The organism is Kothea flammea (genome assembly GCF_052161645.1).
Classification (GTDB): domain Bacteria; phylum Planctomycetota; class Planctomycetia; order Pirellulales; family Pirellulaceae; genus Laterigemmans.
The window spans coordinates 5,141,399-5,153,277 of record NZ_CP197414.1 but is presented as its reverse complement, the minus strand read 5'-3'; the positions used below and the strand labels follow the sequence as shown (position 1 = coordinate 5,153,277).

Sequence of the window (11,879 nt, the reverse complement as noted above, 5' to 3'; positions counted from 1 at the left end):
TGGCGTAGCGGTTGAGTGTAGAACAATTGTCCTCAATTGTTCGGAGAGCGCATCGCAAACGGGGGTGCAGGGGGCTTTGCCCCCGCGCGCTCTAGAACCGTTAAACGCGAAAAATACGCATACGTACAAAGTAATGAGAGGGTTTGCCTTGGCACAAAAATTTTTCGTGATCCCTGTATTCGAGTCGGAATCGGCGGAGCAAGAGTTGAACGGTTTTTTGGGCTGTCACAAAGTCTTGTCAATCGAACGTCGGCTGATCGACTTGGGCACCCATTCCGCTTGGACGTTTGCGGTCGAATACGCTGATCAGTCCGCTGGAAGCGGTTCCAAACAGCTTCCCTCCCGTGGCCGCATTGATTACAAAACGATCCTTCCGGACGACGAGTTCATGGTGTTCTCCAAGTTGCGAGATCTGCGAAAACAGCTAGCGCAATCCGAAGCGGTCCCCGTCTACGCATTGTTCACCAACGAGCAACTGGCTCAAATGGTGCAACGTCGCTGTCACAGCAAAGCCGAATTGTCTCAAATCGACGGGGTCGGCGAAGCAAAGCTTGAAAAATACTCCGAACAACTTCTCCTAATCCTTGAGACGTTGGAGAAATTGGATGCGGCGAACGAAGAACCTGTATGAGCGTATTGTCGAACGCGAGAATATCTTGCTCGCGTTTTCCAAAGCCGCAAAAGGACGTCGCTCGCAGGCGGTCGTCCGCGAGTACGCGATCAACATCGAGACAAACATCGAACGTATGTCTGATCTACTGCTTGCCGGGACGTTTCCCGTCGGTCGCAATCAGCAGTTTTTGATTCGTGACCCGAAAGAGCGTGTCATCACGGCACCTTGTTTTGACGAACGCGTGATGCATCACGCCATCATGAACGTCTGCGAGCCGGTCATGGATCGGTGGTTAATTTTTGATACCTACGCCTGTCGGCAAGCTAAAGGCCGAGAAGCAGCCGTCAGACGCGCCGCTCGATTTACACGGACGAACCCGTGGTATGTCAAGCTGGATGTGAGGAAGTACTTTGATAGTATCCCGCACGGTCGCTTACTGAACGCGCTGGAGAAGAGGATTGGGGACAGACGCTTGATGGCGTTACTGACGAGGATTGTAGAAGCGTTTCGCGGTGAGCAAGCGAAAGTCTTACCGATCGGCAGCCTATCATCCCAGCACTTTGCCAATTTCTTTCTTGATCCCCTAGACCGGTTCATCAAGGAAGAGCGCGTCGTACGCGGGTACATTCGTTACATGGATGACATGGTGTTGTGGCATCATGATCGCCAGGAATTGTTCCGAGTTCGCGAAGCATGTCGCGATTTGAGCCAAGATCGCTTAGGGCTGGATTTGAAGGTTTCTGAGGTGAGACGCTGCGAGAAGGGTATTCCCTTGCTTGGCTGCCAAGTGTTTCCGACTCATATTGAGCTAAGCAGGCGAAGTCGGCGGCGTTGGGGTAGAAGCGTGAAATATATCCAGAAAGCGGAAACACTTGGTGCCATCGACCAATACGAGGCGCAGCGTCGATTAGCCGCATTGGTAGCATTTGCGAGGGCTGCGGATGCCAGGAGTTGGCAGTTCCGTAACGCTACGTTACAAAGGAGTTTTGGTGAATGGTCCCAAGAGGCTCGAACCGGGTGAACCGCGGCGGCAGTTGGAATAACACGGCGGCGAATTGCTCCGCGGCGAACCGCAACAACAACGCTCCGACGAACCGCACGAACAACAACGGTTTCCGGCTGGCCCTGAATTCCGCTGGAAAAGCGGCGGACGCCCTGAGACTCCAGACGGAACAGACCATTTTCCAGCCTGGCTAGGCTTTGCTTGAGCCGGCAAAATCTAAACCTGAGGCCGCGTGGTGCTGGTAGGTTGGTTGGATGACCGATTCGAACGCTCCCCGCGGCCTTTTTTTTCGGTTCCTAACGAACTCGGAACTGTATCGCTTCAGAGGTTGGCACCTGGCTGCTACGATCAATCGCTTCGCACTCGCGACTTAGGCCATAGTCGAGTCGGTTTTAATTTAGAACCGCTGTCCCAGCTGTTTGCTGCATTGTAGAACCGCTGTCCCCAGCTGTTTGCTGCATTGTAGAACCGCTGTCCCCAGCTGTTTGCTGCATTGTAGAACCGCTGTCCCCAGCTGTTTGCTGCATTGTAGAACCGCTGTCCCCAGCTGTTTGCTGCATTGTAGAACCGCTGTCCCCAGCTGTTTGCTGCATTGTAGAACCGCTGTCCCCAGCTGTTTGCAGTGCCACAAGCGATTGGGGACAATCGCTCTACATTGTGCAGTGCCACAAGCGATTGGGGACAATCGCTCTACATTGTGCAGTCCCGCAAGCGATTGGGGACAATCGCTCTACATTGTGCAGTGCCACAAGCGATTGGGGACAATCGCTCTACATTGTGCAGTGCCACAAGCGATTGGGGACAATCGCTCTACAATGTGCAGTCCCGCAAGCGATTGGGGACAATCGCTCTACATTGTGCAGGCCCGCAAGCGATTGGGGACAATCGCTCTACAATGTGCAGGCCCGCAAGCGATTGGGGACAATCGCTCTACAATGTGCGGTGCCACAAGCGATTGGGGACAATCGCTCTACAATGTGCGGTCCCTTCGCTGAATCTAGGTATTTCTGCAGTTCAAAAAGGCAATCGGAAAGCACTTTTGTTGTCGGTGCACATGCTTGCTCTCAGAGTCCGGGCTTTTATGCCGATATGGTCTTGTTACTGGACGCGTTTGTAGGCATCCGCAAGCTTGTGCTTGATCTCCTCGGCTGACCATTTTGGATCGCATTTTTGGTCATTGTAGGCCTGCATGACTTTTGTAGCCTCTTCATCGTTGAGTCCGTACTCGTAACAAATGCAGGCTGCCCGGAACTTATGACTGCCACCGTTTTGTCCGGAGATAGCATGAGGAAGTCGGAGGACTTCCGTTAGGCACGCTTCAACAGTTGATTCCCTTTCCTCGCTCGCCCGCGGTGGCAGAAACACGATTTCAACGAGCCGCTGATGCGAATGCTGCTGGCAAAAGAGAAAAAACGAGGCAAGTTCCTCTTCCTGATCGACGCCACTCTGGTCAGCCAAGCTGGATGATGATGCCGACGTCGTCGTGCTGGGCGATACCGCCTACGAAAGCCGCGTCGTCGAGACCGCGTGCGAAGAAAACTGCAACGTTTACTCGCAGCCTCGATCCCGCCAGAATATCGAGTCGCAGCATGATACTATGCCCAAAAATCGCAACTTCAAAACTTACGCAGCGGGTTGGGATGGTGAGTCCCTCTAAAAAAATTCTTAATCCGCTTGACTCTCTCCGTGACTGGCAGTACTATCGCACTAGTACACCAGCATGGGAGAACGGTTCATGTTCTTTTCGATTGAGGCGTCCAACGGCGTGCCGATTTACGAGCAGCTTGTGCGGCAAGTGAAATTTGCCGTCGCCGAGGGCGTATTAGTTTCCGGGCAGATGGTTCCCAGCGTGCGTCAGTTGAGCAATCAACTAGCGATTAACCCCAACACGATTGCCAGGGCCTATTTGCAATTGCAAGAAGAGCAAGTGTTAGAATCGCTGCGGGGGCGTGGGTTGGCGGTTCGCAGCGATGCGTTAACGCGTTGCACAAAGGCTCGGCAGTCTTTACTAGCCGAGCGGTTTCACGGCGTGATCAAGGAAGCCAAGCAGGCGGGATTGTCGCTTGAGCAGACTCGCGATGTATTCGAACACCAGTTGGCTGACCTGTTTGTCGGCTAATCTCTCATCATCTTTCTTCGCCATGGGAGGCTGCTCATGCAACCGCTTATTTCTATTCAAAACTTAGAAAAACGTTATCGAGATTGCGAGGCGCTGGCGGGAGTCTCCTTGGAGGTGCCGCCGGGCGTGGTCTTTGCCTTGTTGGGTGAAAATGGTGCCGGCAAAACGACCATGATCAAATGCCTGACCGGTTTCGAACAACCGACTGCAGGCTCGGCCAAGATCTTGGGACTCGATTGTCATCGCGACGCGTTGGAGATACGTCGGCGAATCGGCTACGTTTCGGATCAGCCCGCGCTTTATGATTGGATGCGGATTGATGAGATTGGTTGGTTCACGGCGGCATTTTATCCGACTGGGTATCTCAAGCGTTATCACGAGTTGATCGCTCATTACGAATTGCCCGTCGGGAGAAAGATTCGCCAATTGAGTAAGGGCCAGCGGGCCAAGGTGGCATTATCGTTAGCGATTGCCCATGATCCCGATCTGCTCATCCTCGACGAACCGACATCCGGTTTGGATCCCGTTGTGCGGCGGCATTTTTTGGAAAGTATGGTCGATCGCGCGGCGGTTGGTAAAACGGTGTTTCTGAGTAGTCATCAGATCAACGAAGTGGAACGTGTCGCCGACTGGGTGGCGATCATGCATCAGGGGAAGATTCGCTTGATGCAGCCCTTGGTGGAACTCAAAGAGGCTGTCAAGGATGTGCGGGTCACGTTGGGCGATTCGATGATCGAGGTGCCGCTGCCAGAGGGTGAAGTTTTGCACCAGCATCGCGTCGGCCGCCAATTGCGGATGTTGGTGTTGGGGCTCAGCGACCCAGATTTGGCTGCCATCCAAACGGCCGCCGGTGTGGTTTCCGTGGAAGTCTTGCATCCCAGTTTGGAAGATATCTTCGTGGCCTGCACACACGGCACACCACCGGAGAAGATTGCTGAAGATACGGGTTCGGTTTACCAAACACAGGCGCGCTGAGCACAGGCCTTCATTCCGAAACAAGGGGAGAACCGAACGATGAGATCATCAACTGTTATCTATGCGCTGTTGTGGAAAGAGTGGCGAGCGGTAATGCCGCTCGTCTTCGGTGTCGCGCTGCTGGCGATTATGTTGTACGCCATTACAATGCTCGTCCCGGACAACCGCGATACAGCGTTTATGACCTATTTGTTGCTGCTGCCGAACTTGGTGGCTTTTGGCATCTCAGCGCTGCAGGTTGGCCATGAGGATGAGACGGGGACGTTGCAATGGCAGCGTTCGCTGCCGGTCGGTGTGACGACCGTGTTGGCCAGCAAGTTATTCATTGCCCTGCTGGCTGTCACGTTGCTATGGTTGACCTGCGCGGCGGGATATTGGGTGGCGGTGCAAACTGGCAACGTGCAGCGAATCTCCTCAAACCTGGTTCCCGTCAATTCGACGCTGGCGTTGGAAATTGCCCGCTTAATCAGCTTTACTTTGATGTTGTTGGCGTGCAGCGTGTTTTCCAGTTGGTTGCTCAGATCACCTGCCGCTGGCTTGCTGGTTGCGGCCGCGTTGATCGTCTTGGCTACGATCGGCTCCCTGGTGCTGAGTGAGCAGTCGAGTGCCTTTAGCGCTGATATCTATGAGGTACCTGGACGGTACAAGTGGCTCTCGGGATGGGTGATTTTTTATCAGACCGTGTTCACCTGCGTGTTGCTGGTCGGAGCGTGGTTGTTAGCTCGGCGACGCTGGGCAAATAATTCGGCGCTGCCAAACTTTTGGCGGACCGGTTCCGAGCCCCATCCGGCTTATCTGCCCGTCAAGGCGATTTCACAATCAGCTCCCACGATGACGCGTGCGCTGATTTGGCAAGCGGTGCGGCAGGCACGCGGAATTTATGCCGTTGTGGCCGGTTTACTGGTCGTCGCCGGCATTCAGCATATCATTTTTGAGCAGCAGCCACCCACCAGATCGGACAGCGGATTCGTGATCATTGCCACCATGATCTCCGCTGGCCTATTGGGCATCGCCACGTTTGCTGGAGATGCCAACAAGCAGCGAATTCGCTTTTTGGCCGAGCGAGGTGTGGGGCGGTGGCAGATGTGGTGGACTCGCATGATTGTCCCCGTGATCTTATTTGGCTTGATCATCGGCGGATGTTTGTTTTCAGAATTGGCGGCACGGCAATCGTATTCAGGCCCACCTTTGTTACCCGCTTTTGCGCTGCTCTGCGGCATCTTCGTCACCGGCAGCCTCTCGGCAATGTGGGCTCAGCGACCGATTGTGGGTTATTTAGGGACACCTTTGTTGCTGGCCATCGCAATTGCCTTAATGAGCAGTTTTTGGGGCCTCTACAATGACTATTTTTGGCCGGTGGTGCTGGGCATCGCGGTGCTCTTGGGTTGCACGTTGCGGATGGTACGTCGTTGGAGTGAGGGGCAACGTGCTTGGGGCTACCATGGGAGGTTCGTTGGCTGGTACTGCTTGGCTGGCTTGGCCATTGTTGCCCCCGTGATCGGTTATCGCCTGCTGACCATTCCCGCACATTTGCCAGATTGGCGACAGCAAACGCACGCGGCAGCGGTGGGGCTCCAATTTGAGGTCGAGCTTCAAGAAAACGAGCGGCTTGAGTATAGGCCGATCCAGTTTTGGGGCGCGGGCTTGACCTATCAGAACAACGTTATTGAGCAAGCCATTGCTGACGTAAAGTCTGGAGAGGAGGTGCTGTTGGACAAAGATCAGGGACAGCGGGTTTTCCATCATTTCTTGCTCGCACCGCAAGCTGCATCGCATCGCGCTGCTGGCGGTGATGTGCCAGTCAGCGTGGACGATTTGTTGGCGGTGTTATTCAGTGGCATCAACAAATTATCAGGTATGCCACTGACGCTTGAGAGCAGCGATTATCTTGATCGCTTGGAATGGACCGCCGCCCAGGCGTTACTTGATCCGAGCATCCAGCAAGAGATCGGAGACGAGCGTCTTGCCCACTATGCAGTGCAGCTGCGAACGCCTCAGCAGCGGCGACTGGATCGGCGAAATTCACTGTTGTTATCTTGGGCCTTCCACAATTCAGCGGGCTGGACGCCGTTTGCGGAAACGGCTGGTCTGATCGATCCCAAAGCGATCGGTGAATTATTGGAACAAGAGGATCCGGCCATGATCAACCGTGTGTTTTCATTTGCGGGCTACACGATTTTCGGTGTTCCCAAGCGGGCCCAACTCATTGGTTTCGAGCGAACACGCCTGCTGCGGCACTTAGACCAGGCCGCCAAGATAAGTTTGCAGCAAGCGAATGCCGGCACTTGGCCTCGGGCGTTTGACTACGTTAACGGTGGTCCCTTCAACGCGGAAACGCTGGAGGAAGCGAAACGCATCTCGGCTTGGTCCGATGTGGGGCTGCGAGCCGGGAATTTTTTCCAAGGCTATTACGCTTGGAGTGGAATCACGGGGCTCTGGAATTCTGAGGTTGAGCAAAAGACGGAACAAGCACGCAGTTTGGGCGATAAGTAGCCTGCGATTAGGAGTCTCAACTCGACGGGTAAGCAAGGGTTGGGGCTCCTCTCCTTGTCTTCACTGTACGCGTCGGGCTGGGATGTTAGTTGGCCAGCAAGGCCAAGATGACGGCTGCGGTCAGAATCACGGCACCGCTCAGCCGTACCAGCATTTGCCGATTGGTGGCTCGTTTTTTGCCCGCTCCCCAAATTTTGGCCGCCGTCCAGGCGAAGAGGACTCCCCATAATCCGCGGAGGGCGTAGACAATGTTGACCCTGACCGCATCTCCGTAAAGCGCCAGCGCCAGCACGATACAGATGGCTTGGCCTCCGACTAACATCGTGCCCAACAGCAGCTTTGTCCGCACCTCGGGAGCCAAAATTTTGTTCCACTGGACTTTGGGTGCCCAGAACCAGCTGGCTGCTCCCACCGTCCAGTAAACGTAGGGCAAAAACCTTCCCGCACCCCAGGCGGGACTCCAGCGCTGGACCAAAATGTCAAACGTGGCAAACGAAATCGATGCGCAGATCGCCAGTGAGATGGTGAGCAGAATGCGGCGATGCTGCCCACCACCGGTCCACTGAATACAGCCGATGCCAATCGTGGCAAGAATTGCTGCCAACCAGAGTGACTCTGGCAAGATCGTGTCGTTGATGGCAATCGACAACAGAGCGACAAAAATGACTTTAATACCCAGCACGGGCGTGGCGATTGAAACGTCACCGACCTCCACCGCGGTGAAGGTCAGCCCCAGCCCCAGCATGAATAAGCTGGCAATGATAAACGGCTGATAAAACAACTCCCACGGTTGACCGCTGCCGCCAAAAAACCACAAGGCGGAGAAGAGCAGGGCCGCCCACTGGTTTGCTAGGAACGTGGTCGTCCAGGGGGTCACACCATGTGCGGCACATCGCTGGATCAGCAATAAGCCGCTGACCAACAGCATGCCGGCCGCCAGCGGTAAAAGTAAATGCACTTAGGGTTCGCTCGTTCCAAGGGCCTCTTCGCCGGATAACATCTGTTCGCGCTGTTGTTTCCATTGCTCAGCGACCGCCGATTGTTGCCGCGCTTCGGCCAACTGGATCAAACGATCAAAGGATGCTCTCAGGATGTCCGTTCTCATCGATGGGGGAATCATCGGTTGTTGGTCAAGCAGTTGTTGGTGGGCGGTCTGAAGAATCGTGGCGGCCTCTTCGAGTTTGGCTTGTCCCAGCAAACATTCACCGAGTTGACTTTGGGCGTTAAACAGTCGCCAGTCGCCCGGCAATAGCTCACTGGCAATGGCAACCGCTTCGCTGGCGGCACGTTCCGCCGCATCGTAGTCCTGTTGCCCCAAGTGACATTCTGTTAAATAGACCAAGAGACTGCGGAGCATGGAACGGGCAGCCGGGTCATCGGCAGCGGCAATTTTTTCCCGTTGTTCGCTGATTAAATCATCGAGCAGCTCTTGTGCCGCCACAAAATCGCCAACTTTTACCAGGGTGACTGCCAGGTTCTGAGCGGTCAGCACTTTGAGAAATTCGTAGGCTGGAGGAGCTGCTCGCAATTCTGCCAGCTGTTGTTGGTAAATTTCGATGGCCGTGGGGGAGTCGCCAGCCCGCAGGCACAAGTCGGCTAGATTGTTTCGCACTCGCCAATATTCGCTGCGGTCTTCGGCATCGCTCAGCAGGTCAGCCAGTTCGCCGTACAGCTGGCGGGCTTTTGTTAGCTCGCCATGCTCAGCGTAGGCGGCTGCCAAGTTGTTGAGCGAGAGTGTCACCAAGGGATGATCATCAGCTAAGACCTGCCGTCGGTACGCCAGGATGGGAGCGGCGATTTCGATCGCGCGAGCTGATTGCCCGTCGGCCAAATAGGCTAGCGCCAAGTTGCTCTTGGTGGTCAGCGTCTCTGGGGTGTTGGCCCCCAGCACGCGCTCGCGGCCGGCGGCCGCCTGTTCGTAGAATTTGATCGCTAGTTCCAGTTGACCAAGGTCATCGTAGATGACGGCGAGGATATCGATGGCGTTGAGTGTGGAAGGATGATCGAGCGAGAGTTGTTCGCTGGAGAGCTGAATGGTCTCCTCGAGCAACGTGATGGCCGCTTGATAGGCATCGGCCCGCGCGTAGGCGAAAGCTAAATTCGTTTGCGTAACCAAGGTGGTGGCGTGGTCGGCTCCCAACAGCTCGGTCATCCGCTCGACCAGTGTTTCGAGCATGCCTATGGCCGTGTCGGACTCGCCTTGGTCGAGCAACATGGTGGCAAGATTGTTGACAGCTGACAGCGTTTCGGGGTGTGTCTCGCCGAGCACTCGGCGCTTTTTCGGAATCACTTGCTCATACAGCTCCAGAGCTCGGCTGCGTTGCTGCGGATCGCCAAATCGCAAGGCGGCCGCCAAGTTGTCGAGTGAGTTGAGCGTTTGCGGAGTATCGGGGCCGAACAGATCTTTGGTTTCTTGAAGTGCTTCCTCAAGCATCGCGATGGCTTTTGGGTAATCGCCCGCGTCGAGGTAGCTGAGACCAAGGTTGTTCTTCGCGATTAACGTCTTCGAGTCGGCGCTGCCAACCAGCTGTTGCAAGTCGCGCAACGTTTGTTCTTGCAACGTGATCGCTTGGGACAGCTCGCCATTGGCCTTTAGCGCCAATGCCAGCGACGAGAGACTGGCAATCGATTCGAGATGATCTGCACCCAATTCCTGCCGCAAAATTTCGCTGCCCCGTCGATAGTGCAGAATCGCCCGTGGATAATCGCTTAACATTTGCCAGGTATCACCCAATCCAGCACGCGCGGTCGCTTCGGCCAAAGGGCGTTCCGCGAAGGCGGTGTCGATTTCTTGCTCAGCCGCCAGCAAAGCATCGACGACTTTGATATCGATCCCCAGCCCGCCAGTTTGCCCGAGCGGACGGGCGGTGGCGAGAATATTGTTGACCAAAAAGCGGCTAAAAGCCAGTTCGTTGCCCTTCGCCAAATCGGCCGCTTGGCGTCCCCGTTCCGCTTCTTCGGCCGCTTCCACGGCGGTTGCTCGCGCCACTTCCAAGCGATCGTTGGTCTCTTCCAGTTGCCGTTGTTTACCTTGCAGGATCGTGAGGAAAACAATTAATCCGAGCGTGGACGCGAGCACCAGCGCGGCAGTCGTGCTGGCAATCGCCTGATGCCTTCGAACCCATCTTTTCAGCCTAACGGTGGGCGGATCCGGGTAAGCCAGCACCGGTTCGTCAGCCAAAAAGCGACTGACGTCATCCGCCAGGTCTTGCGCCGATTGATAACGGTGTTCTGGCAAGGCGGCCATCGCCCGCGAGCAAATTGCCGAGAGAGGCCGTGGCACTGACGCGTTCAATTGGTGGGCTGCTGGATAATCGCCACTGGCAACCCGTCGCAAGAAAGCACTGACGTCTTCCCGGCTGGCTCGTTCGCTCGATTCGAGCGCCGTCTTGCCGCAAACGATAAAGTAGAGCGTGGCCCCCAAGGAATAAATGTCGGAGGCGGGGCCCATCGCATCGATTTGACCGGCCGCCTGTTCGGGGCTCATGAAGGCTGGAGTGCCAATCACGCTACCCATCCGCGTCGGTGCGGTACCGCTGCCCGCCGAGGGCCGCAACGTGGGCTCAAGCGATCCATTTGACCGATCCTCCGCTGCCTCGTCAGCCAGCCCGGCTGCCTTCGCTAGACCCCAATCGACGACCAACGTTTCCCCATAAGGCCCCAGCATTACGTTGTCAGGTTTGATGTCGCGATGCAACACACCACGGCTGTGGGCGTACTCGATGGTTTGGCAAATATCGACGAAGCGGTTGAGCAATTTCCGCAGGGCCAGCGTCTTTTCGGTGCTGTGGCGATCCTCAGCAAAACGCTGGTGATAGCTTTCGCTCGCGGCCCGCAAACTTTCCCCGCGGATCAGCCGCATCGCATAATAGGGCCTCCCGTCCTGATAAGTCCCCAGGCCATAAACCGGAACAATGCCCGGGTGTTCCAAACTGCCGGTGATTTCGGCTTCCAACAAAAAACGCTGCCGCGCGCGGAGATCATCCGCCAGTTGCGGACGGATTTGCTTGAGTGCCACATCGCGATTCAGCTCTTGATCGTTCGCAACCAGGACTTCGCCCAAACCTCCTTCGGCGAGCGGTCGCACGAGCTGAAACCGATTCGCTCCGTTCCGTGACCTGCCCAGTGGACCGCCCAGTGAACCGCCTGACAAACCACTCGGATCGTTCCCGGTTTGTGGAAAAGCGGGAAACAACTGTTGCGGAGCTTGGGTGGAGAACCATTCGGCGTCGGGCGCGCTGGGCGGCTTAGGAGGCTGGGTTTGGTGGGGGTCGAATTGGGCATCGGCTAGATCGGACGACGAGTCGGGCGCGATGGTCTCAAAAGTCTCCGCAGCATTGGCCGTCAAGAGCTCGGCCGGCAGGGATTGCGCGGCATCAGCCCATTGGCCCAACATTTTTGCCAACCGCTGGTCCAATTTTCCCGCGGCAACGAGCGCATTTTCTAGCGACAGCTCGGGACCTTTCTCCAGTTCCGCGTTGGCCGCGGCAATCTCAGACGCTGGGACCCAACCCATTTGCACCGCAAGCATTCCGATGAGGCCATTTCGATCATCGGAATTCGGCATTGCTTTCTCCGCGGTGCCAACAGGCGTCAAGAGCGTAGAACGACGGTAACGGACTCAGCAGCGACGAACGCGTGCTGCTCACTCTTTTTTACCATCATAGCACGATGTC

The 11,879-nt window shown here is 55.8% G+C and carries 10 protein-coding genes; 6 read left to right on the top strand and 4 right to left on the bottom strand.

Annotation, left to right across the window (positions count from 1 at the left end; genetic code table 11):
* The first annotated feature begins 148 nt into the window (after positions 1-148).
* Genes SH139x_RS19260 through SH139x_RS19250 form a run of 3 tightly spaced genes read left to right on the top strand, consistent with a single transcriptional unit; the run spans position 149 to position 1,810 of the window.
* The gene (locus SH139x_RS19260) at positions 149-631 is read left to right on the top strand and encodes an HRDC domain-containing protein (RefSeq protein ID WP_488351394.1); all 483 of its coding nucleotides are present in this window, start codon (positions 149-151) and stop codon (positions 629-631) included.
* The gene (locus SH139x_RS19255; protein ID WP_488351393.1) at positions 606-1,634 is read left to right on the top strand and encodes a reverse transcriptase domain-containing protein; all 1,029 of its coding nucleotides are present in this window, start codon (positions 606-608) and stop codon (positions 1,632-1,634) included. The genes SH139x_RS19260 and SH139x_RS19255 overlap by 26 nt, the downstream gene beginning before the upstream one ends.
* A complete protein-coding gene (locus SH139x_RS19250) occupies positions 1,607-1,810 on the top strand; it encodes an SUMF1/EgtB/PvdO family nonheme iron enzyme (protein ID WP_488351392.1) in 204 nt (67 codons plus the stop codon). The genes SH139x_RS19255 and SH139x_RS19250 overlap by 28 nt, the downstream gene beginning before the upstream one ends.
* 904 nt (positions 1,811-2,714) lie before the next feature.
* Here SH139x_RS19250 and SH139x_RS19245 read toward each other — a convergent pair.
* Positions 2,715-3,074, bottom strand: coding sequence for a hypothetical protein (locus tag SH139x_RS19245; protein ID WP_488351391.1), 360 nt, complete (start codon positions 3,072-3,074; stop codon positions 2,715-2,717).
* On the bottom strand, positions 3,067-3,207 hold the full coding sequence (locus tag SH139x_RS19240; RefSeq protein WP_488351390.1) for a hypothetical protein: 141 nt from the start codon (positions 3,205-3,207) through the stop codon (positions 3,067-3,069). The genes SH139x_RS19245 and SH139x_RS19240 overlap by 8 nt, the downstream gene beginning before the upstream one ends.
* 144 nt (positions 3,208-3,351) lie before the next feature.
* On the opposite strand from SH139x_RS19240, the gene SH139x_RS19235 reads away from it, so the two are divergent.
* From SH139x_RS19235 to SH139x_RS19225, 3 genes are read left to right on the top strand one after another with little or no spacing between them, the layout of a single operon-like run.
* The gene (locus SH139x_RS19235; RefSeq protein ID WP_488351389.1) at positions 3,352-3,735 is read left to right on the top strand and encodes a GntR family transcriptional regulator; all 384 of its coding nucleotides are present in this window, start codon (positions 3,352-3,354) and stop codon (positions 3,733-3,735) included.
* Positions 3,736-3,771: 36 nt separating this feature from the next.
* Complete coding sequence (locus tag SH139x_RS19230) at positions 3,772-4,710, top strand: ABC transporter ATP-binding protein (protein ID WP_488351388.1); 939 nt, start codon at positions 3,772-3,774, stop codon at positions 4,708-4,710.
* Between the two features lie 39 nt (positions 4,711-4,749).
* Positions 4,750-7,203 carry a hypothetical protein gene (locus tag SH139x_RS19225; protein WP_488351387.1) on the top strand — a complete coding sequence of 818 codons (2,454 nt, stop codon included), beginning with the start codon at positions 4,750-4,752 and terminating at the stop codon, positions 7,201-7,203.
* A gap of 85 nt (positions 7,204-7,288) precedes the next feature.
* On the opposite strand, the gene SH139x_RS19220 is transcribed toward SH139x_RS19225, so the two are convergent.
* Both SH139x_RS19220 and SH139x_RS19215 read right to left on the bottom strand, forming a co-directional pair.
* Positions 7,289-8,161, bottom strand: coding sequence for a DMT family transporter (locus SH139x_RS19220; protein ID WP_488351386.1), 873 nt, complete (start codon positions 8,159-8,161; stop codon positions 7,289-7,291).
* Entirely contained in the window at positions 8,162-11,770 is a 3,609-nt protein-coding gene (locus tag SH139x_RS19215; RefSeq protein ID WP_488351385.1) for a serine/threonine-protein kinase, read from the bottom strand.
* Between the last annotated feature and the right edge of the window lie 109 nt (positions 11,771-11,879).

Bases quoted from the DNA above. Each gene is read 5' to 3' on its own strand.
- SH139x_RS19255 (WP_488351393.1), top strand. From the start codon at position 606: ATGCGGCGAACGAAGAACCTGTATGAGCGTATTGTCGAACGCGAGAAT.
- SH139x_RS19250 (WP_488351392.1), top strand. From the start codon at position 1,607: ATGGTCCCAAGAGGCTCGAACCGGGTGAACCGCGGCGGCAGTTGGAAT.
- SH139x_RS19240 (WP_488351390.1), bottom strand. From the start codon at position 3,207: ATGCTGCGACTCGATATTCTGGCGGGATCGAGGCTGCGAGTAAACGTT.
- SH139x_RS19235 (WP_488351389.1), top strand. From the start codon at position 3,352: ATGTTCTTTTCGATTGAGGCGTCCAACGGCGTGCCGATTTACGAGCAG.
- SH139x_RS19230 (WP_488351388.1), top strand. From the start codon at position 3,772: ATGCAACCGCTTATTTCTATTCAAAACTTAGAAAAACGTTATCGAGAT.
- SH139x_RS19225 (WP_488351387.1), top strand. From the start codon at position 4,750: ATGAGATCATCAACTGTTATCTATGCGCTGTTGTGGAAAGAGTGGCGA.
- SH139x_RS19215 (WP_488351385.1), bottom strand. From the start codon at position 11,770: ATGCCGAATTCCGATGATCGAAATGGCCTCATCGGAATGCTTGCGGTG.